Consider the following 25773-nt stretch of genomic DNA (forward strand, 5'->3'; position numbering starts at 1 on the left):
CCGCAGGCGGTCCCGGTGCGGGGTCCTGTGGCCGTAGGCCGCTTTCTTCAGCCGGTGCCGTTCGGCGGCGGCCAGGACGATCGGGCGGGCGGGCGGGCGGGCGGTGGCAACGGGCAAGGCAGGCAGGCCGTTCAGCATAAGCGGATCAGGGCACCCGGAGCTTCCCGCATCCAGCCCGGCTGTTGGCCGCCCAGGTCCATCAGATGATGGACAAGCTGTCCGGCCCGCCGATCTGCCGGATCGCCTCCAGGGGATACGGGGTCTGTCTGCTCTTGAAACGGAACTCGCGGTAATAGTCAGTCATCACTGCGGCAATCGGGGCGTGGCGGGTGCGGATCGCCGCGATCTGCGACGGGATCCCCCTCGGACGTTCCCCTCGGGCGCAGGCGCGCACGAAGGCGGTGCGCTCGTCCCGCTCGTACCCGTACAGCGCAGCGACGAGCCACTGCACAAGGTGGGTGACGGTGTAGCAGCGGTCATAGGTCTGGTGTTCGGCGAAGAAGTCGAAGCTCTCGACGGCTACCTCCACAAGGGCACCACCTCTCTGAAATACCTGGGCCCGTCCCAATCGCTGTCCGGCGAGAGGCTGTCTCCGCGTCTCGACGCGGTGGAACTCACGGTTTGTGGGTTACCCAGAGGAGTTCCGCCGGCCAGCGGTGCGCCCAGTCGGGTGGGTCGGTCTCGTTGTAGCCGTTGGGTGTTCCGGCTTCGGGCCGCGGTTCGATGAGGTCGTCGATGACGAGACCCGCGTCGCGCAGAACCTTGACCCAGCCGCCGTAGGTGAGCTGATAGCTGGTCGCACCGTCGCCTTCGGCGATGGTGTTCAGCCCGAAGTAGTCCTGCTGCAGCGTCGTGGTCACGCGGCTGGCCGCCTCGTCGTAGCAGGCTTCGAACCATGGGCTGGCGACGTTGAACACCAGGCGCCCGCCTGGGCGCAAGACGCGTGCGGCCTGCGGGACAGCCAGGTGCGGGGGCGCCCAGCTGAGCCCACCGAAATCGCAGAACACCAGGTCGAAGCTGTCTGCGGCGAAGGGGAGTTGTTCGGCGGCGCCTTGCACGAGCCGGTAGCCGGCCGCTCCCATCGCGCTTGCCGCTGAGGCGAGTTGGGCTTCGGAAAGGTCGAGCCCGATCACGGTGGCGCCCTCGGCGGCGAGCGCCCTGGACCACTGGCCGGCGCCGCATCCGAGTTCGAGGACGCGCTTGCCAGTGACGTCGCCCAGGGCGTGCAGGTGCGCGTCGGGGATGGAGTACATGCCCCACAGCCGGGGTGCGGCGCCGATTTGCGCGTCGTGCTTGTGCTGGTAGGCGTTGCTGATCTGGTTCCAGAGCCGCCGATTGGCAGGGATGCTGTCCACGTGCCGACTCCAGCACTGCCTGCCGGGGCTGGTCAAGACGAGGTCCAGCCCTGGCCCGGCCCATGATTCCTCCCAGGCCGGGCAGTCGTTGCGGCCCACCGGTGGCGGTCGGCCGGACACCACGACCAGCCGCGTGTCGGCGTCGATGACGCCCTGGTGGTGGGTGGTGCAGGAGCAGTGGTTCTTCGACTGCTCTGCGACCTTGGCCAACTACCAAACGGGCTGAAGAGGATTCGGCCCGAAATGGTCGATCGCCCGGTCAGCGGCCGACCGCGACACCCCGAACAGCGGGGCGAGTTGCCGCGTGGTGGCCTGGGCCTCGTGTGCAACGAGCACCGGAACCTACCGCGGCCGGACGTCCGGCCTGCTCAGCGCTCGAAGGTGCCGTACATGGTCGCCCGCGCGATCGCGTGCGTGAACAGCTGGAAGTCCATCATGGCGGGGGCCGTCGTCTCGGACACGTCCAGGTTTTCCACGTCGACGGCGTGCACCACCAAGAAGTAGCGGTCCGGGCCGTTGCCCGGAGGTGTCGCCGGACCGAGGTACCTCCTGTAACCGGCGTCGTTGGGCAGCGTCACCGCGCCGCCCGGCAGCGCGCTTCCGTCTCCCGCCCCGGCCGGCAGGTCGGTCACGGAGACGGGGAGATTGGCAACGGCCCAGTGCCAGAAGCCCGAGGCGGTGGGCACGTCGGGGTCGAACATCGCGACCGTGAAACTGCGGGTCTCCCCGGGGAAGCCGGACCAGCTGAGCTGCGGTGAGACGTCCGATCCGCCCGCTCCCAGGATGCCGCTCACGTGCTCGCGCGCCAGTTGCTCCCCGTTCGCCAGGGACTGGGAGCTCAACGCGAACCCCGGGATCGGCGGCATGAAGTCGTAAGGCGCATACGGCTTGATCATGACGATCCCTCGCTTTCGCCGTCTTCGACGTGCCGTCCGCGCTCTCGCCGACCCAGACCGTCCTGGCGTTCGCTCACTCGCGCATGCCCGGATCCGTCAGCTCACGCCCGTATCCGCTGCGCTTCGCCCGCCGACGGGGATCTTCGGGTAGCCGGCCGTACATCTGCATGTCGGTCGTGTTGTCCGTCAGCGCCGTCGGCGGACGGAACCGGCCGGGGCGGTCCGGACGCTTGCCGCCCACCGACACCGTGACCCCTTGCTCACGGCATCATCCGCGTGAGCCTCCACGTCATGCGGGGCCGATTCGGTAGACCGGTAGGCCGATGTCGGGCGCCTCGTCCATCGGATACTCCACGACCAGCCGACTGTCACCGGGTCGGCGCCGAAGACAGATACGCCGGTACGGGCACGCTGCACACGGCACCGATACCGCCGCGCAACCACGTGTTCGACGTGGCACTCCCACCCACCAACCGTACGATCCCGCGGCGGAGTCAGCTACCGGGTGACCCGGCGAGCGGCTCAGCGGTGAGCCAGGGCGTGGTAGGAGGGGCACTTGGGACCCACGTGCCTTCTGTGGCGACCAATACATCCCGTGCGGTGCGGTCAGCGGACGACTTCGTGCACACGCGGCAGCGATCTCCCTCGCCCTCCCCCGACTCGGGATGCGCCGCGACGGTATGGGCAGGACCCTGAAGATGTTGGAAGCGGAGCGGCGGCCGTGCGGGCCGGCGAGGCATCCGTACCCTGTCACGCTGTACCGGCCCGCACGGCTGCTTGCCGGCGAAAGCGAGGCACCCCTATGCAGATGCAAGCAGCTCGGATGCACGGATACAAAGAGCCCCTGCGCATCGAAGAAGTCCCCATGCCCGACCCGGGCCCGGACGAGATCCTGCTGAAGGTCGCCGCGACCGGCATGTGTCGCAGCGACTACCAACTCCTCAACGGCTACTTCGAGGGCCCGTTCCCCGTGGACCTCCCCTACATCCCCGGCCACGAGGTCACCGGCCGGGTGGCCGGCCTGGGCAGCGCCGTACCGAAGTCGGTGGGGTACTCCGAGGGCGACATGGTCGTGGTCAACCCCAGCTGGGGCGACGGCACCTGCCGCCAGTGCCGGGAGGGCAACGAACAGCTGTGCAGCGGCAACGGCAGGTGGGTGGGCTTCGGACCTCCCGGAGGCTTCGCCGAGTACATGGCCGTGGAATGCCGCCACGCGATCCCCGTATCGGAGAACGCGGCAAAGGCACCTGAACTTCTCGCCCCGATGACCGACGCGGGCATGACCCCGTACCGCGGGATGCGCAAGCTCCGGGACACCGGCAAGCTCGGCCCCGGCCGCATCGTCGCCGTCACGGGCATCGGAGGGCTGGGCAGCTACGCCGTCCAGTACGCGAAGCTCCTCGGCGGCGGAGCGACCGTGGTGGCCCTCGCCCGCAAGGACGGCAAGCTGGACGTGGCGAAGGAGAACGGCGCCGACCACGGGATCAACGTCCGCGACAAGTCCACCGAAGCCATCCAGGACGAACTGGAACAGCTCACCGGCCGCAGGACGATCGACGCCATCCTCGACTGCGTCGGCAGCAACGCGTCCATCTCGATGGGGTTCGACCTGCTCGGCCCCGAGGGCGTGTTGGCGGCGGTCGGCCTCATGAGCCACCACGTCGAACACAGGCAGTTCCCCTTCGTGGGGACGGAGCTGACCTACATGGGCTCCTTCTGGGGCAACCACCTGGACCTGGTCGAGGTGCTCTCCCTCGCGGAAGCCGGACTCGTCAAGCACAACGTCACCAAAGTCAGGCTCGAGGACATCAACGACAACCTGGAGGCCCTCGGACGCGGCGACGTCGTCGGACGCCAGGTCATCGTCTTCGAGTGACGACCGCACGGTAGACGAGGCCGACGACAGGGCTTCCGTCGGCCGCAGAGATATGTGCTCGCCGCACGGGACGCCGCCAGGCGGCAGGCAGAGCGCGCCCTCGCCTGCGCACGCCCCGATCCAGGGCGTGGGGCGTGCGACCTGGCGACGTGCGAGCTTCCGGAGCGACGGCCACCCGGAAGCACGCCGACGGCCGCGAGTTCGTGCGCCTCCTGTTGTGGCATGCCCGCGCTGCCGGACGAACGGCGGCAGACCGTTCGAGGTGCGGGCGTCGGAAACTGACGTGAGCCCCTTCGCGAAGCAACTCCGCGAAGGGGCCGGGTCCGTGTCCGCCGTGGCGAGGGGCCGCACGGCCTGTTCACGGAATACGAGTCGTTCGAGCGGGGACGACAGCCCCAGGTGCAGGTGCAGGTGCGGGTGACAGCTCCGACGTGAGATCCAGCCGCTCGCCGCTGGTGCGCCGCCCGCGCCGGCTCCCGTCGGGAGGCCCTGCGCGGGCGGCGCCGCGCGGTGTCAGCGCGGCGTGATCACGTAGTCGCCGCCTGCCGTGGCCTCGAAGACGGCGAGGGTGCTCTCCGGACGTTCCACAGCGAACCGAGCAGGGGGGCCGGTGCGGTGCACCGCGACCGGGGCCGCGGTGCGCAGCCGGACGGTGCCGCCGTGCCCCGCCCTCAGGCGGGCACGGGACAGCACGCCGTCGCGCCAGGTGAGATCGACCGTGAGGCCCCCGCGGGCGAGCAGGCCGGTGACCCGGCCCTGCGGGAGCTCAGGCGGCAGTGCGGGCAGCAGATGGACCTCGTCGGCGTGGGACTGGAGCAGCCACTCGGTCACACCGGCGGTGGCGCCGAAGTTGCCGTCGATCTGGAACGGCGGGTGCAGGTCGAACAGGTTCGGCGCGGTGCGGTCGGGCGTGAGCAGGTCGGTGAGGAGCTTGTAGGAGCGGGCGCCGTCCTCCGCACGCGCCCAAAAGTTGATCTTCCAGGCGAGGGACCAGCCGGTGCCGGCGTCCCCGCGCATCTCCAGCGTCTTCAGGGCGGCCTGGAACAGCTCCGGTGTACCGCGCTTGGTGATCTGGTTGCTGGGGTGCAGGCCGTAGAGGTGGGAGACGTGGCGGTGCTGGCGCTCCGGGGCTCCCGCGTCCCAGTCCTGCTGCCACTCCTGCAGCTGTCCCAAGGCGCCGATCCTCATGGGCGGCAACTGGGCCTTTGCCGCCCGCGTCCGGTCGGCGTACGGGCTCGTCACGTCGAGGGCGTCGCAGGCCGCGAGGTAGCCGTCGAAGAGGTCCCGCAGGATCTGGTTGTCCATGGTCGGGCCCGCGCACACCGACACGCCGCCGTGGTGGGCGTTCTCGGGCGACACCGACGGGCAGGTGACCAGGTGTCCCGTGCCGGGGTCGGGAACGAGTGAGTCGAGGAAGAAGCGGACCGCTCCTTCGACCACGGGCAGGCGGCGGAGCAGGGCTTCGCGGTCACCGGTGAAGCGGTAGTGCTCCCATACGGAGGTCGCCAGCCAGGCGCCGCCGGTGGGCCACATCCCCCAGAACGCGCCGTCGACGGGCGCGGTCCCGCGCCAGGCGTCGGTGTTGTGGTGGGCCACCCAGCCGTCCGCGCCGTACTGCACCCGCGCGGTCCTCTGGCCGGCCTGTGCCAGGTCGTCGAGGAGCGCGAAGATCGGCTCCCAGCATTCCAGGAGGTTGGTGGTGGGCGCGGGCCAGTAGTTCATCTCCGTATTGATGTTGATCGTGTACTTGGCGTCCCAGGGCGGTGAGAGCTGGTCGTTCCAGATGCCCTGGAGGTTGGCGGGCTGGGTGCCCGGGCGGGAGGAGGCGATGAGCAGGTAGCGGCCGTACTGGTAGTGCAGGGTGACCAGTTGCGGGTCGTCCGTCTCGGTGAAGGCGGCGACCCGCCGGTCGGTCGGCGCGCCGGCCGCCTCCGTGGTGCCGAGGTCGAGCGTGACCCGGCGGAAGAGCGCACGGTGGTCGGACTCGTGCCGGGAGCGCAGCCGCCCGTACGGGGTGCCGGCGGCGGCGTTCAGCGGGCGCTCGGCGCGGGCACGGTGGTCGCCGGAGGCGTCCCGGTAGTCGTTGTAGCTGGTGCCGACGGACACCAGCAGGGTCACCGCGTCGGCCCCGGTCACCGCGAGCGTGCCGTTCTCGCTGCGTACGGTGCCGCCCTCGGCGTGGGCGCGGACCAGGGCGCGGAAGCGGACCTGGCCGGTGACGCCCTCGCGGGTCTGCCCGGTCCCTTCCAGCGCGGCGGTCATCGGGTCCGGGGACTCGGTCAGGGACTGCTGGGGGCTGTCGAAGGCCGCGGTGAAGGAGAGACCGCCGCGGGTGCCGGCGGTGAGCCGGACCACGATCACCTGGTCGGGGTGGCTGGCGAAGACCTCCCGGCGGTACGTGACTCCGCCGCGCGTGTACGTCGTGGTCGCGACCGCTGTCTCGAGGTCCAGATCGCGCCGGTAGCCGCTGACCTCGCCCGTGCCGGGGATCGTCAGCCGCAGGTTGCCCACGGTCTGGTACATCAGCTCGCCGACCGGGATGCCCATGAAGGAGGAGTTGATCAGGTTCTGGGCGGAGTTCCACTCCCCGGCGAAGACCCTGCGCCGGATCTCCGCGAGGTTGGCCAGGCCCTGGGGGTTGGCGGGTTCGTACGGGCCCCCGGCCCACAGCGTGTCCTCGTTGAGCTGGAGCTGTTCGGTCTCCACGCCACCGAACACCATGGCGCCGAGGCGGCCGTTGCCGAGCGGCAGCGCCTCCAGCCACTGCCCGGCGGGCTTGTCGTACCACAGAGTGAGGGGGGAGGGCTTGCCGGGGGGAGCGCCCGGCGCATCCGGGGCGGGCTGCGGGGCCGCGGTCGCCTCGGCGGCCGGGAGGCCGGCGGCGAGCGCGGTGGACGCGGCTGCGGAGGCGACGAGGAACTCTCTTCGTTCCATGGGTGTGCCAATCCATTCTGTCGCGGGTGTGGGCCGGTCATGGGAGGGCGCGTGCCCCCGGTGGTGCGAGCGCGGCTGTACGCGCGGGCGGCGGAGCCGCCGCCCGCGCTGGTCGTCCTCGGCCGGAGAACGGACCCCCCTTCCTCGGGAAGGCCTGTGGTCCCGGCTCGGTCGTCGTCCGGTCCGGCCGGACGAGGACACGGCCTAGTCCTGGACCTTGCCCCCGGTGATGCGGGACAGCGCCAGGGCGATGAGGATGATCGTGCCGTTGAGGGCGCCGATCCACTGTGCGGGGACGCCGCCGAGGGTGAGGACGTTCTGGATCATGAACAGGAGCAGGATGCCGGTGAAGGCGCCGAACATGGTGCCCTTGCCGCCGTTGAGGCTGATACCGCCGATGACCGCGGCGGCGAAGACGGTGAAGATGTAGCCGTTGCCCTGGGCGGAGGCCACCGAGGCCAGGCGCCCCGACAGGAGCAGGCCGCTGAGCGCGGCGAGGACGCTGGCGCCCACGATGACGGTCCACAGCACCCGGTCGGTGCGGATGCCCGCGGCCTTGGCCGCGTCGACGTTGCCGCCGATCGCGTACAGCGAGCGGCCGAAGCTGGTGAAGCCGAGCACCACGATCCCGACGGCGAAAAGGATCAGGCAGATCCACACCGAGGCGGGCATGCCGGCCCACTGGGCGGTGCCGAGGTAGAGCATCGACGGTGGCAGCTGGAAGAAGGTCTGGCCGCCGGAGATGCCGGTGAGGACGCCGCGCAGCACGATCAGCATGCCGAGCGTCACGATGAAGCCGTTGAGCCCGAACCGGATGATGAACAGGGCGTTGACCACACCGATCAGCAGGCCGACCGCCAGGGTGACGGGCACGGACCATCCGCCGGGCAGCAGACCGAGGCCGTGCGTGGCGCCCGCGGGGACGGTGAGCCAGGCCGCGACCCCGGGGGCGATCCCGACGGTGGACTCCAGGGAGAGGTCCATCTTCTTGACGATCAGCACCAGAGTCTGGGCGAGGACCAGGAGTGCGATCTCGGACATGGTCTGCAGAACGTTGATCAGGTTGTCGGCCTGCAGGAACACCGGGTTGACGAGCTGTCCTACGATCGCCATGACGATGATCGCGGGAACAAGCGCCAGGTCGCGCAGCCGCGCGAAGGCGATTCTGCGTTCCCCTCCTCCCCCGGTGGCCGGCGGCTCGCTCGCGGTGTCCGGCCGCCCGCCGTCCGGGCTCTTCGCGGAGGCCGCGGTCGCGCTCTCAGACATCGAGGTCCACTCCTTCCATCGCGGCCACGAGCTCGTGGTCGTGCCAGTCACCGGCCTTCTCGGCCACGACGCGCCCCTGGAACATCACCAGGACCCGGTCGCAGGTACGCAGGTCGTCGAGTTCGTCGGAGGCGATGAGCACCCCGGTGCCGGACTCGGCGATCTCCTCGACCTTGCCGAGGAGGAACTCCTTGGACCGCACGTCGACGCCGGCGGTCGGATTGATCAGCACCAGCAGTTTCGGGTCGTTGGCCATGGCCCGCGCCATGACGACCTTCTGCTGGTTGCCTCCGGAGAGCCCGGAGACGGGCAGCTGGGGCCCCGGTGTCTTGATCGCCAGCTTCTCGATCATGGAGCGTGCGTAGGCGTCGCGGCGGCGGCCGTCGATGAGCCCGCGTGGGCCCAGACGCTCGGGGATGGTCAGGGTCCCGTTGTCCGCGATGGACATCTCCGGCACGAGTCCTTGTTGGTGGCGGTCCTGCGGGACGAAACCCACCCCTGCCCGCAGGGCCGCCGGCACGCTGCCCGGCCGTGGGCGCACCCCCGCGATCCGCACCGTTCCCGTGTCGGCGGCCCGCAGTCCGACGACCGTCTCCGCGACCTCGGTACGGCCGCTGCCCGCCGCGCCGGCGAGACCGACGATCTCCCCGCCGCGGATCCGGAAGGACACGTCGTGGTAGGCGCCCTCGACGGCGGAGCCTTCCATCGCGAGCACCGTCGGGGACCCGGCGGCGACGGGGCGGCGGGATGGCCCGCCGCCCTTGGCTGCGCCCTCGCCCGTCATGGCGGCCACCAGTTCGGCACGGGGCAGTTCGGCCACGGGAGCGGTGAGGATGTGCCGGGCGTCGCGGAACACCGTCACCGTGTCGCAGATCTCGTAGACCTCCTGCAGGTGGTGGCTGATGAACAGGAAGGTGATTCCCTGCTGCTGGAGGTCCCGGATCCGGGCGAACAGCCGGTTGATGGCGGCTCCGTCCAGCTGTGCGGTCGGCTCGTCGAGGATGATGAAGCGTGCGCCGAACGACAGCGCCCGGGCGATCTCCACGAACTGCCTTTGCTCGATGTCGAGTTCCCCGGCGAGGGTGCGCACGTCCACGTCGACCGACCAGGTCCGCAGGACCTCCCGGGCCCTGTCGCGGACCGTCCGCCAGCTGATCAGGCCGCCCCGGCCGCGACCGTGCCGGTTCAGGAAGAGGTTCTCCGCGACCGTCAGCTGGGGGATGATGGTGGACTTCTGGTAGACACAGGCCACCCGCTGCCGCCACGCGTCCCGTTCGGCGAGCCGGGGAGCCGGCCGGCCACCGAAGGTCACCGATCCCTCGTCCGGTGCCTGGAGTCCGGTGAGGACGGAGACCAGGGTGGACTTGCCCGCCCCGTTGCGCCCCACGAGCGCGTGCGTCTCGCCGGGCCTGATCGTGATCCCGGCGTCGTGCAGTGCGACCGTGGGCCCGAATCGCTTCGTTATCCCCGTCGCCTGGGCGACGGGGGGAGCCGTAACCATGCTGTGCATCGCCCTTCCGGTCAGCCGAGGTTGTTGCCCCACAGGGAGGAGTCGTCGCTCTTGAGGCTGGGAACCCCGCCGTACGTGCCGCCGTCCGCGGTGACGAGCGGGGCGGAGAGCTGGTCCTCCAGCACGCCGTCGCGCACCTGGATGATCGTGCTGTCGTGGTCGGTCTTGCCGGGCTTGAACGTCTTCCCGTCGATCGCCGCCTTGAGGTAGTAGAGCGCGTACTTGGCGTAGAGGTCGGCGGGCTGGGAGACGGTGGCGTCGATCTTCCCCTCGCCGATGTTCTTGAGTTCCTCGGGGATCCCGTCGTTGGAGACGATGAACACGTGCTTCTTGTCCTCCGGACCCACCAGCAGGTTCTTCTGCTTCAGCACCTGGAGGGTGCCGGCGAGCGCGAAACTGGACTGCATGTACACACCCTTGATGTCGGGGTGCGCGGTCAGGTCGGTCTGGAGCTTCTGCGCGGCCAGCGCCCCGTCCCAGTTGGTCGCCTCACCGAAGACCTTGATGGCGGGGTAGTTCTTCTTCATGCACGCGTTGAAGGCCTCGGTGCGGTCGCGGCCGTTGATCGAGGCGAGGTCGCCCTGGAGCATGACGACCTTGCCCTTGCCGCCCAGCTTGGTGCCGAGGAACTGGCAGGCCTTCTCGCCGTAGGCACGGTTGTCGGCGCGGACCACCATGTAGACCTTGCCGGTGTCCGGCCGGGTGTCCACCGTGACGACCGGGATCTTCTTCGCCTCCATCTGCGCCAGCGTGGGCGCGATGGCCGCGGTGTCCTGGGGTGCCATCGCGACGCCCTTCACGCCCTGGCTGATGAAGGTCTGCGCGTTGGCGGTGAGCTTGGCGACGTCGTTCTGCGAGTTGGTGGTCTTCAGCTCCAGCCCGAGCTCCTTCGCGGACTCCGGCGTGTACTTGATGTACGAGTTCCAGAAGTCGGTGTCGGAGCGCGGGTAGTCGACCCCGATCACCGTCGAACCGCCGCTCGCGCCCGGCGCTGGTCCGGAGCCGCCGCAGGCGGTGAGTGCGAGGACGGTCAGGGCGCCGAAGCCGGCGAAGCATGCGTGCCGGGTGAATCTGAGCTTCATTGCTCGTTCTCCTTGCCGGTGGGTCGCGAGGACGTGTCGGATGCCGGGCGCCGGCGGGTGTGGGGGCGGTGCCGCGGCGCGGCGAGTCGGGGGAAACGGGCCGTGGTCAGGTACGCGGGCGGATCCGCAGGCCTTCCATGCCGCCGTCGACTGCGAGGGCGGTGCCGGTGGTGGAGCCCGACGACGGGCTCGCGAGGTGGGCGACGGCAGCGGCGACCTCGTCCGCGGTGACGAGGCGGCCCATGGGCTGACGTGCGCGGAGGGCCGCGCGTTCGGCTTCGGGGTCGGCCGCGCGGGCGAGCAGGCGGCCGATCCACGGTGTGTCGGCGGTGCCGGGGTTGACGCAGTTCACGCGGATGCCGGAGCGCACGAGGTCGGCGGCGGTCGCCCGGGTCAGGGCGAGCACGGCGCCCTTCGTGGCGGAGTACAGCGCCCTGTCGGGCAGCCCGGCGGTGGCGGCCACGGAACAGGTGTTGACGACGGCCGCGCTGCCGGAACGGCGCAGATGGGGCAGCGCCGCGCGGGTCACCCTGACCATGCCGAGGACGTTGACGTCGAAGACCCGGTGCCACTCCTCGTCGGTGTTGTCCTCGATCGTGCCCTGGGCGCCGATCCCGGCGTTGTTGACCAGGACGTCGATGCCGTCGAGCCGCCGCGCGGCCTCTTCGACGCCCGCCCGGACGCTCGCGTCGTCGGCGACGTCCGCGCTGATCCCGATGAGCGGTTCGGGAACCTCAGGCGTGAGGTCGAGGCAGGCGACGCGGGCCCCACGGACCGCCAGCAGACGGGCGGTGGCGAGGCCTATACCGGAGGCGCCGCCGGTCACCACGGCCTTCAGGCCCGCGAACTCGGGCGCGCTCATCTGCCGGTCTCCCCCCTCCACACGGGGCCGTCGGGGTAGCGGTGGTCCTCCCGCGACCGCCGGTGCAGTTCGGCGCTGATGCCGGGAGCCAGCGGCGCGAGGTAGCGGCCGTCGCGGATGCGCACCGGGTCGGTGAAGTGCTCGTGCAGGTGGTCGACGTACTCGATCACCCGGTCCTCGGTGGTGCCGGAGACGGCCACGTAGTCGAACATCGCCAGGTGCTGGACCATCTCGCACAGCCCGACCCCGCCGGCGTGCGGGCAGACCGGGACGCCGAACTTGGCGGCCAGCAGGAGGATGGCGACGTTCTCGGTGACTCCCGCGGTGCGGCTGGCGTCGAGCTGCAGCACGTCGAGCGCGCCCGCCTGGAGCAGTTGCTTGAACATCACCTGGTTGTGGGTGTGTTCGCCGGTGGCCACCTTGACCGGCGCCAGCGCCCTGCGGATGGCGGCGTGGCCGAGGATGTCGTCCGGCGAGGTCGGCTCCTCGATCCAGTACGGGTCGTAGCGCACGAGTGACGCCATCCAGTCGATGGCCTGCTGGACCCCCCACGCCTGGTTGGCGTCCACGGCGATCCTGACATCCGGGCCGACCGCTTCGCGCGCGAGCCGCATGCGGCGTTCGTCCGCCTCGCGATCGGCGCCGACCTTCAGCTTGATCTGGCCGAAGCCCTCGGCGACCGCCTCCTTGGACAGCCGCACCAGCTTCTCGTCGTCGTATCCGAGCCAGCCGGGGGTCGTGGTGTACGCCGGGTAGCCGTGCTCCAGCAGGCGCGCGGTGCGCTCGGCGCGGCCGGGCTCGGCGCGGCGCAGGATCTCCAGGGCCTCGTCACGGGTGAGGGCGTCCTGGAGGTAGCGGAAGTCGACCAGGTCGACCAGCTGCTCCGGGGAGAGTTCGGCCAGCAGCCGCCAGACCGGCTTTCCGGTGCGGCGCCCGTACAGGTCCCAGACCGCGTTGACGATGGCCGCGGCGGCCATGTGGATGGCCCCCTTCTCCGGACCGAGCCAGCGCAGCTGGCTGTCGCCGGTCAGGCGCCGCGAGAAGCCGCCCAGGTCGGCGAGCACCTCCTCCACCGGCAGTCCCACCACCAGCGGGGCCAAGGCCCGTACGGCGGCGACCTCCACGTCGTTGCCGCGGCCGACGGTGAAGGCGAGCCCGTACCCCTCGTCTCCGGCGCTGGTTCGGATGGTCACATAGGCGGCCGAGTAGTCGGGCTCGGGGTTCATGGCGTCGGAGCCGTCGAGTTCGCGCGAGGTCGGGAACCGTACGTCCACCGCCTCGACCGCGGTGATCAGGTCAGGCATGGCTTCCGGCACTTCCGGCTCGGAGGCTCCGGTGCTGTCCCGGCATCATCGCAACCACGCATCCTCATGTGTCAACGAGATGTCCGTACCGCCACAGCAGGGCTCGGACATTGGATGGATTTATAGGGTCGACCCGTCCCGGTGTCCATACCCTCGGAAGGCAAAGGTTTCAGGCACACCATCTGACCGGCCAATATCTGGTGCACTTGAATCTGGCCCCAACTGCAAGCCATCCCATCTCTTTTGCAGCGATGGGATGTATTGCTACGCTGCCGCCGCCCGGGCAACCATCAGGGAGCAGACGGATGTCATTGACCGACAAGGCGATCGACCGCATCAGGGACCTCATTCACTCCGGCGAGCTGCGACCGGGTGCCAAGCTCCCGCCCGAGCAGCAACTGGCCGCCGAACTCGGGCTGTCCCGCAACCTGATGCGGGAAGCGGTGAAGGCGCTGGTCGTCGCACGGGTGCTGGAGATCCGCCGGGGGGACGGCACATATGTGACCAGCCTCGAACCCGAGTTGCTGCTGAGCAGCATCGGGTCCGCGGTGGAACTGCTGCGCGGCGACACCCTGCTGGAGCTGACCGAGGTGCGCCGGCTGTTCGAACCGGTCGCCACCGGGCTCGCCGCCACACGCATCTCGGCCGAGGGGCTGGCGGAGGTCGAACGGCATCTGGACGCGATGCGGGCCGCCCGGGACGACGTGGAGCAGCTCAACCAGCACGACGCCGCCTTCCACCGTGCGGTCATCGCGGCCACCGGCAACGCCACCCTCGCCACCCTGCTGGAGGGGATCTCCGGCCGGACGCTGCGTGCCCGTGTCTGGCGCGGTCTGGTCGACGACGACGCCGCGGCACGCACGGTCGCCGAACACGAGGCGATCCACCGGGCGCTGGCCGCCGGGGACGCCCCCCTGGCCCAGGCGGCCGCCCTCCTGCACGTCAGCACCACCGAGCAGTGGCTGCGCGAGCACCTGGAACCGAACGGCGGCGTCCCGGGCGACGCCGCCGACCCGCGGCATTGACCTCACATCTCATCGCCACCCCGTGGCCGGCCCGAGGACCCGCCGTCCGCGGGCGGGCACGTGCCATCAGCGAGGAGCACCCCATGACCTTCCCGCGCGTCGGCCCGGCGGGCTTCGCACGTCCCCCCGCCCTCGACGCCGACGGCGTCGCCCACGACCTGACACAGCGCGCCGCCGGCATCGCCGGCGTCTTCCCGTCCGGCAACGGCCGCGACGTGGCCGAGGCGGACATCGACCGGCTCGGCCGTCGGCGGCACGTCCTCGGGCGGGGCTGATGATCCCCACCGAACGCCCCTGGTACGCGGAACGAGTTCCTCTGGGACGCTCCGGCGTGACCGTCAGCCGCATCGGGCTGGGCACCGCTCCGCTGGGCGGCCTGTACTCGGCTGTCGGCGGACGGCAGGCCGCCGGCACACTGGACGCCGCCTGGAGGGCCGGGATCCGGTACTTCGACACCGCCCCGCACTACGGTGCCGGGCTCGCCGAGCAACGGCTCGGCGCGTTCCTCACCGGAGCGGGCCGTCCGCGCGCGGAATGCACGGTGTCCACCAAGGTCGGCCGACTGCTCGTACCCGGCGCATCCGCACCGGGAGACGAGGCCTTCCACGGCGATCCCGGACTCGTCAGGGTCCGCGACTACAGTGCCGAAGGCGTCTACCGCTCACTCGCCGAGAGCCTGGAGCGCTGCGGCCTCGACGCCTTCGACGTCGTCCTCATCCACGACCCGGACGAGCACTGGGAGGAGGCCGTCACCGGCGCGTACCCGGCGCTGGCCCGGCTGCGCGACGAGGGAGCCGTACGGGCGATCGGCGCGGGCATGAACCAGACGGGGATACTCACCCGCTTCGTCACCGAGACCGACCTCGACTGCGTGCTCGTGGCAGGCCGCTACTCCCTGCTGGACCACAGCGCGGCCGACGAGTTGCTGCCCGCGTGCGCCGACCGCGGGGTGGGCGTCCTGGTCGGCGGTGTGTTCAACAGCGGCATCCTCGCGAACCTGGCCCCGGACGCCATGTACGACTACGCGCCGGCTCCCCAAGAGGTCCTGCACCACGCGCTCGCCCTCGGCGAACGATGCGCCGAGTACGGCGTCCCGCTGGCGGCGGCGGCGCTGCGGTTCCCGCTGCGGCACCCGGCCGTCACCGGTGTCGTCGTCGGGGCGCGCAGTGCGCAGGAGGTCACCGTGAACGTCGCGCACACCTCCGCGACGATCCCCGAAGAGCTGTGGGCGGAACTCGACGCCCTGGAACGGGACAGACGATGAGCAGGATCGACGCGCACCACCACATCTGGAGGCCGGCACCGGCGCCTCCCCCCTCCCCCGACCCATCCCCGCACAGCGGCCCCGGGCCGCGGCGTCGCGTGCACGCATGGCTCGACGCACCCGAAATGGCCCCGGTGCGGCGGGACTTCACCTTGGAGGACCTGGCACCTGCGGCCCTGGCGGCGGGCATCGACCGGACGATCCTGGTCCAGGTCCTGCCCGACGCCGACGAGACCACGGAGTTCCTGGCTCTGGCCTCGTCGGCGGGGACGGTCGCCGGCGTCGTCGGCTGGGCCGACCTCACCGCGGACGGCCTCCCCGGCACGCTGGACGCCCTGCGGGCGTCGCCCGGCGGCGACCTCCTGGTGGGCATCCGGCACCTGGTGCAGGCCGAGCGGGACCCGGGCTGGCTGACCCGGCCCGACGTGCACCGGGGGCTGCACACGGTCGCGGAGGCCGGCCTCGCCTACGACCTGCTCGTCCTTCCGCGGCAGCTGCCCGCGGCCGTCGCCGCAGTCAGGGAGCTGCCGGAACTCACCTTCGTCCTGGACCATCTGGCCAAGCCGCCCATCGCCGCGGGCGAACTGCGGCCCTGGGCCTCGTCGATCCGCGAACTGGCGGCGCTGCCCAACGTGTTCTGCAAGCTGTCCGGAATGGTCACCGAGGCCGACTGGCACGACTGGGACGTGGCCGCCCTGCGCCCCTTCGCGGACGTGGTCCTCGACGCATTCGGCCCGGAGCGGGTGATGTTCGGCTCGGACTGGCCGGTATGCCTGCTGGCCGCCTCGTACGAGGAGGTCGTCGGCGCCGCGGAGGAACTGACCGCCGGCCTGACCGGGACGGAGCGTTCCCACGTCTTCGGCACGACGGCGGAACGCGCCTATGGCCTGGGCGAGGGGCATCACCGAGGGCGCCCCGGCGAGGGAAGGGCCGCGGAGGGGGCGCGGTGAAGGTACGTCTCGCCTACGGGCGGTCAGGGCTGGACATCGAGGTGGATCCGCGGAGAACGACCGTCGTCGAGCCCGTCCACCACGCCGCGGCCGCGGACCAGCGGGCCGTCCTGCGCGCGGCCCTGCGCGACCCGGTCGCCGGGCCCCCACTGCGTGAGAGGGTGCGCCCTGGGCAGACGGTGGCCATCTCGGCATGCGACGGCACCCGGCCGCAGCCCCGGCACCTGATGATCCCGGCCGTCCTGGACGAACTCGACGGCGTCGTCCGCCGGGAGGACGTCGTGATCCTCGTGGCGACGGGCACCCACCGCGGCAACGACGAGTCCGAGCTGCGGGCGATGTTCGGCGACGACATCGTGGACACGGTGAGGATCGTCAACCACGACGCCCGCGACGCCGGGCAGCTGACATGGATGGGCAGGCACGGCAACGGCGTACCGGTGTGGCTCAACCGGGAATGGGTGGAGGCGGACGTCCGGATCACCACCGGCTTCGTCGAACCCCACTTCTTCGCCGGCTTCTCCGGCGGCCCGAAACTCGTCGCACCCGGGCTCGCCGCACTGGAGACCGTGCTCGTGCTGCACGACGCGGCCCGCATCGGCGATCCGCGCGCCACCTGGGGCATCACCCGTGGGAACCCGGTCCACGACGACGTGCGCGCCATCGCGCAGGCCACGGGGGTCACCTTCGCCCTGGACGTGGTGCTCAACCGGGACAAGGACGTCGTCGCCGCGTTCGGCGGCGATCTGCTGCCGATGCACGCCGCCGCCACGGCCACGGCCGCCCGGATGGCGATGCGCCCGGTGGAGGCGCCGTTCGACGTCGTCGTCACCACCAACTCCGGCCATCCGCTGGACCAGAACCTGTACCAGGCGGTCAAGGGCATGTCGGCGGCCTACCAGGTGGTCCGGCCCGGAGGGACGATCGTGTGCGCGGCCGAGTGCCGTGACGGCTTCCCCGACCACGGCGCCTACCGCCGGGTTCTGGCTTCCGCCCCGTCCCCCCAGGCGCTGTTCGCCGAGATCACCGCGCGGGCCGAGACGGTTCCCGACCAGTGGCAGGTGCAGATCCAGGCCCGCATCCAGTCGGGCAGCCGGGTCATCATGCACACCTCCTTCCTCAGCGACGCGGAGCTGGCGACCGCGCACCTGGAGCAGACCCACGACATCTCCGCCGCCGTCGCCGAGGCGCTGGCCGCCGCGGGCCCCGACGCCCGCCTGTGCGTCCTGCCGGAAGGTCCGCAGACCATCCCGTACGTGGAAGGGGCCCGGCCGTGAACGAGGTACTGGACCTGGGATACGCGCGACTCGACATCGGTCGCGAGGCACGGCAGGGACTGCCCGAGGTCGTGTACGGCCCCGGCAAGACCGTGGAGCAGATCGCCGGCATCGTCGGCGGCCTCCTGGAGCACAACTCCGGGCCCGTCCTCGCCACCCGCGTCGCCCCCGAAACGGCGGCGGCGGTCCTGGAGAGGGTGGACGCCGGCGCGTACGACGAGGAGGCCCGGCTGCTGCACTGGCGTCCGGCGGCCTCCGTGCGCTTCTCCGTCGTGGTGGCCGCCGCCGGGACGTCCGACCGTCCGGTGGCCGCCGAAGCCACCGCTGTGGCCTCGGCCGTCGGTCTGGACACAACGGTCGTGCACGACGTGGGAGTCGCCGGGCTCGACCGCGTCCTGCAGGTGCGCGGCCTGTTGCGGTCCGCCGACGCGGTGATCGTCGTGGCGGGCATGGAAGGCGCCCTGGCCAGTGTCGTGGGCGGACTGGTGTGCGCCCCCGTCGTGGCGGTACCGGTCTCCACCGGCTACGGCGCCTCGCTCGAGGGTGTGACCGCGCTGCTCGCCATGCACGCCTCCTGCGCGGCCGGGGTGACCGTGGTCAACATCGACTCCGGGTTCTCGGCGGCCATGGCGGTCCACCGCATCGCCCGGTCGCGCCCGGCGGCAGGTCGCGAGGACACCGGATGATCTGCTGGATCAACCCGTTCACCGGACTGGCCGGCGACATGCTGCTGGCCGCCCTGATCGACGCGGGAGCACCGCTCGACAGGATCCGGGCCGCCATCGCCGCCACCGGCCTGACCGGCTGGGGCCTGACGGCCGAACGCGTCACCGACCACGGACTGGCCGCCACGCGCGTACGCGTGGAGGTGACCGATCCCCGCACCGAGCGCCGCGCCGCGGAGATGGTCGAGCTTGCCTCCCGGGCCGCTCCACGTCCCGTCGCGGCCCTCGCCGTCGCCGCCCTCACCGCCGTCGCCGAGGCGGAGGGGCGACTGCACGACGCCGACCCTGCCGACGTCCATCTGCACGAACTCGGCGGCCACGACACCCTTGTCGACATCGTCGGCAGCGCCGCGGCCCTGCACGCCCTCGGCGTCAGCGACGTCGTCAGCTCGCCTCTGCCACTCGGCCGGGGCGAGGTGAACTCCGCGCACGGCGTCCTGCCCGTCCCCGCTCCGGCCACCCTCGCCCTGCTGGCCGGGGCGGCCGTCCGGGGCACCGACCTGCCGGGGGAAACGGTCACGCCCACCGGCGCCGCGCTGCTGCACGCCGTCGCCGCCCGCTACGGCCCGCCGCCGCCCATGACACTGGGCCCCACCGGCTACGGAGCGGGCACCCGCCGCCTGCCAGACCGGCCCAACGTCGTCTCCGTCACCCTGGGCTCCCCGGCGCCGGCCGCCCCGGACGCGGCGAACGAGGAGATCGTCGTCCTGGAGACCAATCTCGACGACGTCACCGGAGAGCTGCTCGGGCACGTCATCGCCCGCGCGCTGGACGCCGGTGCCCTCGACGCCTGGACGACCGCCGCGGTGATGAAGAAGGGCAGGCCCGCGCAGGTCCTCCACGTCCTCGCCACCCCGCACCACGAACGGCGGCTGCGCGACCTGGTGCTGGCCGAGACCGGCACGCTCGGCATCCGGCGCGTCGGTGCGACCCGCACCACGCTGCCGCGCGCCTTCGAGACCGTCGACGTCGACGGACACACCGTCCGGATCAAACACGGTCCGTACGCGGCCAAGCCCGAGCACGACGACCTGGCGGCCGCGGCCGGCGCGCTGGGTCTGCCCCTGCGCGCCGTCGCCGCGCGCGCACTGCGTCTGAGCCGGGGACCGGCAACGATGACGAGCCAGGAGGAGAACAGTGACGAGTGACGACGTCCTGGAGCGCCGGCTCCTGGACCGCGTGCGCGCGCTCGGCGGCCCCGTCGCCGTCGCCTACTCGGGCGGCGCCGATTCCGCCCTCGTCCTCGCCGCGGCCGCACGGGCTCTCGGGCCCGAGCGCGTCCTGGCCGTCACCGCCGTCTCGGAGAGTCTGGCCGACGGTGAGCTCTCCCGCGCGCGGCATCTCACCGACGACCTCGGCATCGTTCATCTGGCGCCGCGCACCGATGAGTTGTCCCAAGCCGGTTACCGGGCCAACGGGCCCGACCGCTGCTACTTCTGCAAGTCCGAGGTGCTGGACACCATCACCGCGCTCGCACACGAGCACGGCTTCGACCTGGTGGCCACCGGCACCAACGCCGACGACGCGGCCGATCCGCACCGTCCGGGCATCCGCGCGGGGCGGGAACGCGGCATCCGGACACCGCTCCTCGACGCCGCCCTGACGAAGGCGGACGTGCGCCGCCTCAGCCGGCACTGGTCGCTGCCCACCTGGGACAAACCCGCGACTCCCTGCCTTGCCAGCCGGGTTCGCCACGGCATCGAGGTCACCTCCTACCGCCTGGCACGCATCGACCGCGCGGAGAAGGCGGTACGGGCGCTGGCGGCCGGGGCCGGGGTGCGGGGAATGGGGGACCTTCGGGTCCGCGACCTCGGAGACCTGGCTCGCATCGAGGTGGATCCGGCCCTCGTGGTCCGGATCGCGGCACTGCCGGGCCTCGCCGAAGCCCTCACCGGGGCAGGCTTCGGAGGCGTGCCCCACCGCGTCGAGCCGTTTCGCTCGGGTCGACTCAACTTCGAGGCCTGATCGCGACGTCGGGCAGTAATCGATGGCCGGCAGGCGACCTGCCTGCCCCACCCCCGACCGCCCATGTCCACGGACCCCCGGGAGGCAATCCAGACGAACGGAAGCCAGAACCTGAGCTGCCGCCGGAAAACGCTGCGGCCAGTGGGAACCCGGCCGCCGACGGGGAACGGCAAGCCGCTCCTCACGTGGATACCAGTGATACCGTGGCTACCATGACGGCATCAGAGAAAACAGAGAAGAAGGCCATGAGCCTTCGCTTCCCTGACCCCGACCAGTACGCCGCCATCGCCGCGGCCGCGAAGGCAGCCGACATGAGCATGCAGGACTACGTGCTCTCCGCCGCCTACGAACGCGCCACCGCCGTCGAGCGGGTCTTCCTCGAGGCCGCCAAGCGGCACGGGGACTACACCCGGGATGCCTTCGCCGAGATCGGCGACAACGAGCCCGACACCGAGCGGCGCGCCGCCGCTCAGGCCGCGCGCCGCCGCCTGGACGAGCTGGACGGCGCCGGGGCCGGTCACGGGAACGCCGCGTGATCCACCGCATCGACGTACCGTTCCTGCTGCATGCCGCCGAACAGATCGATGGCGACCCGCAGGTGCACGAGCTGGGACCGCTGTACGCCGCGGTGGCCCGCGTGCAAGCCAGCGCCATGGAACGCGACGTGTACGGCTCCGTCTACCTCAAGGCGGCCGCGCTGCTGCACACCCTGGCCCGGCTGCCCTCCCTGGAGCACTCGAACCTGCAGTTCGCGTGGGTGAGCACCGCCGGATTCCTGACCCTGCAGGGCCACAGCCTGGACTACCAGCCCAAGGTCGCAGCCGCTCTCGTCCGCGACGTGGAGGCCGGCAAGGTCATCGTGGAGGAGATCGCCGTGACCCTTCGCGGCTGGACCGTCCGCTGAGCTCCGGCGAGAACCTTCGCCGCCACTACGATGTTCCGGCCCCGGTCCGGGACGGGTTCCCCACCGCACAGGGACGATGCGACAGGCACATTTCGACCGTGCACTCGTCGGCGGGCGCCCGGCCGGACATCGTCCCCTCACCGCAAACCGCAGACGGTGCGCCGGCCGCAGGAAGCACACGGCTTTCACCACTCGGCATCTCCGCGCAGGCAGGGGTGGCCCGTGCACCGGCGGGGGCGGGACGGTCTCGGGTATGCGTGGCGGAGGCCACAGCCGCCTGGCGGGGGAATTCCCGGCACCTGCCGGATGGCGTGGGACCGGTGACGTCGCGAGTCTGTTGCGCATGACCCACGCATCACCCGGCGCGGCCCAGGTTCCGGCATCGCTCGACAGGGTTTCGGAGGCCGGCTCCCGATTCCGCTCCGCGGCGGCGGGACGGCTGATCGGCGTCGACCTCGCGCGGGGTCTGGCCATCCTGGGAATGTTCGCCGCTCATGTGGGTCCCGACCCCTCCGTGGGCGGTCCGCTCGGCTGGGTGATGGAGCTGGCCCGGGGCCGGTCCTCCGCGCTGTTCGCCCTCCTCGCCGGGTTCTCCCTGATCCTGCTCACCGGCCGGCCGGAGCCGCGTGCCGGCCGGGCGGGCCGGCAAGCCGTGGGACGGGTGCTGATCCGGGCCGTCGTCCTCATCGTCCTCGGGTACCTGCTGACGGACCTGGGCACGTCCATCGACGTGATCCTGTCCTATTACGGTCTTGCCTTCGTCTTCGTCCTGCCCCTGCACCGGCTGCGGGCCCGCACGCTGACGCTGGTCGCGGCGGCCACCGCGCTCGTGCTGCCACAGATCCTGTACGTACTGCGGGTCGCCGTCGACAACGGCGGCTGGAGCGACGCGCTGATCGCGCACGATCCACTGGCCCGGCTGACCCGCTCGGACGGTTTTCTGGAGCTGCTGGTCACCGGCGACTACCCGGTGCTGACGTGGATGTCCTTCCTCATCGCCGGGATGGCCGTGGCCCGGCTCGACCTGCGGCGGCCCGGCGTGCGCGCGAAGGTCGCCGTGTGCGGGGCGGCACTGGCCGTGCTCGGCTACGGCGGCTCCTGGCTGGCCCTGCACCTGGCTCCGGGCGCGCGGGCCGCGATCAGTGCGGCCGCGGACGGCGCACCCGCCGCCTCGGCCTGGTGGTCGGACACGCTGTCCGGCGTCTACGGGGACCAGGTCGTCGACACACCCTCCTGGTTGCTGGTGGCCGCCCCGCACAGCCAGACGACGTTCTCGATCCTCGGCAACACGGGGATCGCACTCCTGGTGCTGGCCACGTGCCTGGCCGTGGTCGAGCGCTCGGCACGCGTGCGGTGGGCGGCCACGCCCTTGATCGCCGTCGGTTCGATCTCGCTGACCGCGTACGTCGGCCACATCATCGCCATCAAGGTCCTGGGCGTCGACGACATGCCCGACTCCGCCGCTCTGCCGGTCCTGCTCTGCTTCGCCGCGGCAGCGATGGTGCCGGCCCTCGCCTGGACCCGGATCTTCCGGCGAGGGCCACTGGAGGTCCTCATGCACGCGGCCACCGCCCCGGCCCGGCTGATCAGCTGAGCGACGGCGAGTGCTTCCGGCGTCCGGTGGCGGAACGCGGAGGATCGTGACCCCCGGCGGGAGCGCGAACGCCGCCCCGCTCTCGCCACCCGGGCACGGCTCCGCCGTGCGGGACGCGGACCGGATCGGGGTCGTGGGCCGGCTGATCCGGTCCGCGTCCGTGGTGGGCCGGGAGAGCTGCTACCAGCTGCTCTTGCAGGGCGGACAGCCGGGTGAGCGTCCCGGAAACCTCGGCGCCGCGGCCGCCCGGGTACGAAGTGGACCCCCTCCACACCGCCGTGGCCGCCGATCGCCGTCGTGGCAGTCCACGACCAGGCCGGACCGGTCAGGAAGGCCGGCATCGGCGAAGGGGGAAACACGGTCGCGCCTCCGGTGGGTACGGCCGGTCCGATCCGGTCCACAGACCGGGCAGACCGAGCAGACCGAGCAGACCGAGCAGACCGAGCAGACCGAGGACTGTCGTGGTGGCGGTTGGCGCAGCGTCACGAGCGTGCTGCAGAGCGTCACCCCTGTCAAGGCGCTATCCAACATTTCATTGAATTCATTTCACGGATGGCTGCGATCTTTTGACGGTTCGCCAAAAAGATTCTGCCGACTCCGTCCAAAGCTCTGGACAGCACTGGGGACCCTGGTTAGCGTTCCAGCCGATCCACACGATGTTGCGTCGATGTAACGCCAGTACGGCCTTGCAACCCACCCGCCCCGCACGCCGGGGCCATATGTGACGCGTCCGTACCGCCGACGAGAAGCCGACCTCCCACCCGCCGCGAGCGGCGGCTCCACCTCGTCACAGCTGTCCCGCACTCCGCAGCACCCCGCCCTGGCGGGGGTTCCCGGCCGCGGCATGTCGTCGCGGCCGTCAACGCAGCAGAAGGGAAGCCCCATGAAGATCCGTTCCTACCTCGTCGCAGTCTCGTTGGTGGCCTCGGGCGGGCTGGTCACGATCGCGGCGCCCGCGCAGGCGGCGCTCACGACGACCTGCGTGGGAGAAGGCGGGGCCGTCACCGTGAGCGGCGCCCTCGTGGTACCGGCCGGCGCGTCCTGCACGCTGACCGGTACGAAGGTCAAGGGCACGGTGACGATCGAGGCCGGCGCCGACCTCGTGGCGAAGGGCGTCACCTTCAGCAGCACCGTCGCCGTCGGGAACAACGCCTACCTGGACATCACCGACAGCAGCGTCAAGGGCGCGGTGACCCAGCAGGGAGCCTTCGGCGTCCACGTACAGAACACCGCGGCGAGCGGCGGCATTTCGGCCGTCGACGGCTTCCTGTACAGCGTCGACTCCACGGTCAAGGGAGATGTCAGAGCCTCCTCGGGCGAGCTGTACATCTCGGGCACCACCGTCTCCGGCGCCGTCACAGGCGACGCGAACCTCTACACCGACGTCTACGACACCACCGTCGGCAAGACGCTCAGCGTGAGCGCCAACACGCTCGGCGGTGTCCTGTGCGCAAGCGAGGTCGAGGGCGACACGGAGTACCGGAACAACTCCGACACCCTCCAGCTCGGCGGCGACGGCCCGCTCAGTTCCTGCGCGCAGGCCACCTACCTCCGCGGCGACCTCGCGGTCACCGACAACAACGCGAACGCGATCCTTGACAACACCATCGTCCGCGGCAAGCTCATCGCCGGCGACAACAGCCCCGCACTCCAGGTGGGCGAACTGGCCCGCGTCCGCGGCGGCATCACCGCGACCACCACCGCTCCCTCGGCGTCACTCGCCCGTGCGTCCAAGGCGGCCCCGCAGGACCGCGGCGCCGACCTCGCCGCGAAGGTGGCGGAGCGTACCGCGCAGGCGGAGGCCGCGGCGGCCGCCGCGGGCACGGGGCTGTGACCCCACTCCGTCCACGGGCGGAAAGCGCTCCGCACCACCGCACACCTCACACCCCACTCTGCTTCGCCGCATCCACCAAGGAGTGACCGTGGGCCACCTGAACAAATCCTTCGACCGCAGAGACTTCCTGCGGGCCACCGCCGGCGCCACCGTCGCGGTCGCCGCGGCCTCCGTCGTCGGCGCCGCGACGGCACCGGCCGCCTCCGCCGCGCCGAGCATCCTGTCCATCCCGAAGGACCGCATCTCCGTTCAGCTCTACAGCGTCCGTGACAAGGTCAGCTCGCTGGGCTTCCGGGTCGTCCTGGAGGAGCTGGCACGCATCGGCTACAAGGAGATCGAGTTCGCGGGCTACACCCAGAACACCTCGATCCTCGGCCGGCAGATCACGCTCCAGGAGATCCGCACGCTCCTCGACGACAACGGTCTGAAGGCGATCGGCAGCCACGTCGGCATCGGGGACCTGCGCTCCAACCTCCAGGCCCAGCTCGACGCGGCGCAGATCCTGGGCATGCCTCACGTCGGCACCGCCAACGCGCCGTCGAACTCCAACACGGTCGCGGGCTACCTCGCCGCGGCGGAAGAGTTCAACACCTGGGGGCAGGCGGCCGCCGCCCGCGGTCTGAAGCTCTACCAGCACAACCACGCCGGCGAGTTCGCCTTCGCCACCGACCAGCCGTCGGTCCGGCTGTACGACGTCTTCCTGCGCAACACCGACCCGCGCTACGTCTACCTGGAGATGGACGTGTACTGGGCCTACGTGGGCCAGCACCGCTGGCCGGGCTTCGACCCCGCGGCCTACGTGCGCAACCAGCCCTACCGCTACCCGCTGTTCCACATGAAGGACGGCGCCGCCAGCACGGGGGCGGACGGCTACTCCATCGTCGAGTTCGGCGCCGGCGTCCTGCCGTACCAGCAGTTCATCCGGGACATCGGCGCCCGCGGCAGCCACGTCGGCGTCTGGGAGCAGGACACCGCTCCCAACACCCAGCCCAACCCGCCGGGTTCGTTCGGCGCCGCGCAGCGCAGCTTCACCGCACTGCAGCAGCTGCTCGCCTGACCGCGGGCACCCCACCGGGCACAGCCCGCCATCGGCGTTCCGCTGCCACGGCCCGATCGGCGGGCCGGCCCGGCCGCGCACCTCCTGACCGGC

23 protein-coding genes and 1 pseudogene are annotated in these 25773 nt (G+C 71.3%); 14 read left to right on the top strand and 10 right to left on the bottom strand.

The window, feature by feature from the left end:
• Nucleotides 1-199: 199 nt before the first annotated feature.
• From B085_RS0105255 to B085_RS0105265, 4 genes and pseudogenes are all read right to left on the bottom strand, one after another.
• On the bottom strand, nucleotides 200-529 hold the full coding sequence (locus tag B085_RS0105255; RefSeq protein WP_018557515.1) for a hypothetical protein: 330 nt from the start codon (nucleotides 527-529) through the stop codon (nucleotides 200-202).
• Nucleotides 530-614: 85 nt separating this feature from the next.
• Nucleotides 615-1355, bottom strand: coding sequence for a class I SAM-dependent methyltransferase (locus tag B085_RS0105260; protein WP_026250700.1), 741 nt, complete (start codon nucleotides 1353-1355; stop codon nucleotides 615-617).
• Between the two features lie 30 nt (nucleotides 1356-1385).
• Nucleotides 1386-1664 (bottom strand): annotated as a pseudogene (locus tag B085_RS50485) (IS5/IS1182 family transposase); the annotation flags it as partial.
• Between the two features lie 59 nt (nucleotides 1665-1723).
• Complete coding sequence (locus B085_RS0105265; protein WP_018557517.1) at nucleotides 1724-2251, bottom strand: YbhB/YbcL family Raf kinase inhibitor-like protein; 528 nt, start codon at nucleotides 2249-2251, stop codon at nucleotides 1724-1726.
• Nucleotides 2252-3116: 865 nt separating this feature from the next.
• Here B085_RS0105265 and B085_RS0105275 point away from each other — a divergent pair.
• Nucleotides 3117-4127 (top strand): NAD(P)-dependent alcohol dehydrogenase, encoded by a 1011-nt coding sequence (locus B085_RS0105275; RefSeq protein WP_018557519.1) that lies wholly within the window; start codon nucleotides 3117-3119, stop codon nucleotides 4125-4127.
• A 513-nt stretch (nucleotides 4128-4640) separates the two neighbouring features.
• Here B085_RS0105275 and B085_RS0105280 read toward each other — a convergent pair.
• The 6 genes from B085_RS0105280 to B085_RS0105305 form a co-directional block, all read right to left on the bottom strand.
• The gene (locus tag B085_RS0105280; RefSeq protein ID WP_018557520.1) at nucleotides 4641-7061 is read right to left on the bottom strand and encodes a glycosyl hydrolase family 95 catalytic domain-containing protein; all 2421 of its coding nucleotides are present in this window, start codon (nucleotides 7059-7061) and stop codon (nucleotides 4641-4643) included.
• A 204-nt stretch (nucleotides 7062-7265) separates the two neighbouring features.
• Complete coding sequence (locus tag B085_RS0105285) at nucleotides 7266-8327, bottom strand: ABC transporter permease (protein WP_018557521.1); 1062 nt, start codon at nucleotides 8325-8327, stop codon at nucleotides 7266-7268.
• Nucleotides 8320-9837 (bottom strand): sugar ABC transporter ATP-binding protein, encoded by a 1518-nt coding sequence (locus B085_RS0105290; RefSeq protein ID WP_018557522.1) that lies wholly within the window; start codon nucleotides 9835-9837, stop codon nucleotides 8320-8322. The genes B085_RS0105285 and B085_RS0105290 overlap by 8 nt, the downstream gene beginning before the upstream one ends.
• Nucleotides 9838-9848: 11 nt before the next feature.
• Complete coding sequence (locus tag B085_RS0105295) at nucleotides 9849-10919, bottom strand: sugar ABC transporter substrate-binding protein (protein WP_018557523.1); 1071 nt, start codon at nucleotides 10917-10919, stop codon at nucleotides 9849-9851.
• Between the two features lie 106 nt (nucleotides 10920-11025).
• Nucleotides 11026-11781, bottom strand: coding sequence for an SDR family NAD(P)-dependent oxidoreductase (locus B085_RS0105300; protein ID WP_018557524.1), 756 nt, complete (start codon nucleotides 11779-11781; stop codon nucleotides 11026-11028).
• The gene (locus B085_RS0105305; RefSeq protein WP_018557525.1) at nucleotides 11778-13085 is read right to left on the bottom strand and encodes an enolase C-terminal domain-like protein; all 1308 of its coding nucleotides are present in this window, start codon (nucleotides 13083-13085) and stop codon (nucleotides 11778-11780) included. The genes B085_RS0105300 and B085_RS0105305 overlap by 4 nt, the downstream gene beginning before the upstream one ends.
• A 305-nt stretch (nucleotides 13086-13390) precedes the next feature.
• On the opposite strand from B085_RS0105305, the gene B085_RS0105310 reads away from it, so the two are divergent.
• The 13 genes from B085_RS0105310 (at nucleotide 13391) to B085_RS0105370 (ending at nucleotide 25680) form a co-directional block, all read left to right on the top strand.
• A complete protein-coding gene (locus B085_RS0105310; protein ID WP_018557526.1) occupies nucleotides 13391-14110 on the top strand; it encodes a FadR/GntR family transcriptional regulator in 720 nt (239 codons plus the stop codon).
• Nucleotides 14111-14193: 83 nt separating this feature from the next.
• Entirely contained in the window at nucleotides 14194-14385 is a 192-nt protein-coding gene (locus B085_RS0105315; protein ID WP_018557527.1) for a hypothetical protein, read from the top strand.
• Complete coding sequence (locus tag B085_RS0105320) at nucleotides 14385-15374, top strand: aldo/keto reductase (RefSeq protein WP_026250702.1); 990 nt, start codon at nucleotides 14385-14387, stop codon at nucleotides 15372-15374. The genes B085_RS0105315 and B085_RS0105320 overlap by 1 nt, the downstream gene beginning before the upstream one ends.
• Nucleotides 15371-16324, top strand: coding sequence for an amidohydrolase family protein (locus B085_RS41300; protein ID WP_078619760.1), 954 nt, complete (start codon nucleotides 15371-15373; stop codon nucleotides 16322-16324). Before B085_RS0105320 ends, B085_RS41300 begins: the two co-directional genes overlap by 4 nt.
• Nucleotides 16321-17601: a nickel-dependent lactate racemase gene (gene larA / locus B085_RS0105330; protein WP_018557530.1), complete on the top strand. Its 1281-nt coding sequence runs from the start codon at nucleotides 16321-16323 to the stop codon at nucleotides 17599-17601. Before B085_RS41300 ends, larA begins: the two co-directional genes overlap by 4 nt.
• A complete protein-coding gene (gene larB / locus B085_RS0105335) occupies nucleotides 17598-18287 on the top strand; it encodes a nickel pincer cofactor biosynthesis protein LarB (RefSeq protein WP_018557531.1) in 690 nt (229 codons plus the stop codon). The genes larA and larB overlap by 4 nt, the downstream gene beginning before the upstream one ends.
• Complete coding sequence (larC, locus tag B085_RS0105340) at nucleotides 18284-19474, top strand: nickel pincer cofactor biosynthesis protein LarC (protein WP_018557532.1); 1191 nt, start codon at nucleotides 18284-18286, stop codon at nucleotides 19472-19474. The genes larB and larC overlap by 4 nt, the downstream gene beginning before the upstream one ends.
• Nucleotides 19464-20291, top strand: coding sequence for an ATP-dependent sacrificial sulfur transferase LarE (gene larE / locus B085_RS0105345; protein ID WP_018557533.1), 828 nt, complete (start codon nucleotides 19464-19466; stop codon nucleotides 20289-20291). Before larC ends, larE begins: the two co-directional genes overlap by 11 nt.
• A gap of 212 nt (nucleotides 20292-20503) precedes the next feature.
• A complete protein-coding gene (locus B085_RS0105350) occupies nucleotides 20504-20827 on the top strand; it encodes a hypothetical protein (protein WP_234018496.1) in 324 nt (107 codons plus the stop codon).
• Nucleotides 20824-21195, top strand: a complete 372-nt coding sequence (locus B085_RS0105355; protein ID WP_018557535.1) for a hypothetical protein — start codon at nucleotides 20824-20826, stop codon at nucleotides 21193-21195. The genes B085_RS0105350 and B085_RS0105355 overlap by 4 nt, the downstream gene beginning before the upstream one ends.
• A 343-nt stretch (nucleotides 21196-21538) precedes the next feature.
• Nucleotides 21539-22789 (top strand): DUF418 domain-containing protein, encoded by a 1251-nt coding sequence (locus B085_RS0105360; protein WP_018557536.1) that lies wholly within the window; start codon nucleotides 21539-21541, stop codon nucleotides 22787-22789.
• A gap of 883 nt (nucleotides 22790-23672) precedes the next feature.
• Nucleotides 23673-24623 carry a hypothetical protein gene (locus tag B085_RS41305; RefSeq protein WP_018557537.1) on the top strand — a complete coding sequence of 317 codons (951 nt, stop codon included), beginning with the start codon at nucleotides 23673-23675 and terminating at the stop codon, nucleotides 24621-24623.
• A gap of 88 nt (nucleotides 24624-24711) precedes the next feature.
• Nucleotides 24712-25680 carry a sugar phosphate isomerase/epimerase family protein gene (locus tag B085_RS0105370; protein WP_018557538.1) on the top strand — a complete coding sequence of 323 codons (969 nt, stop codon included), beginning with the start codon at nucleotides 24712-24714 and terminating at the stop codon, nucleotides 25678-25680.
• Nucleotides 25681-25773: the final 93 nt, after the last annotated feature.

It is taken from the genome of Streptomyces sp. BoleA5 (genome assembly GCF_000373665.1).
In the GTDB taxonomy this organism is placed as follows: Bacteria; Actinomycetota; Actinomycetes; order Streptomycetales; family Streptomycetaceae; genus Actinacidiphila.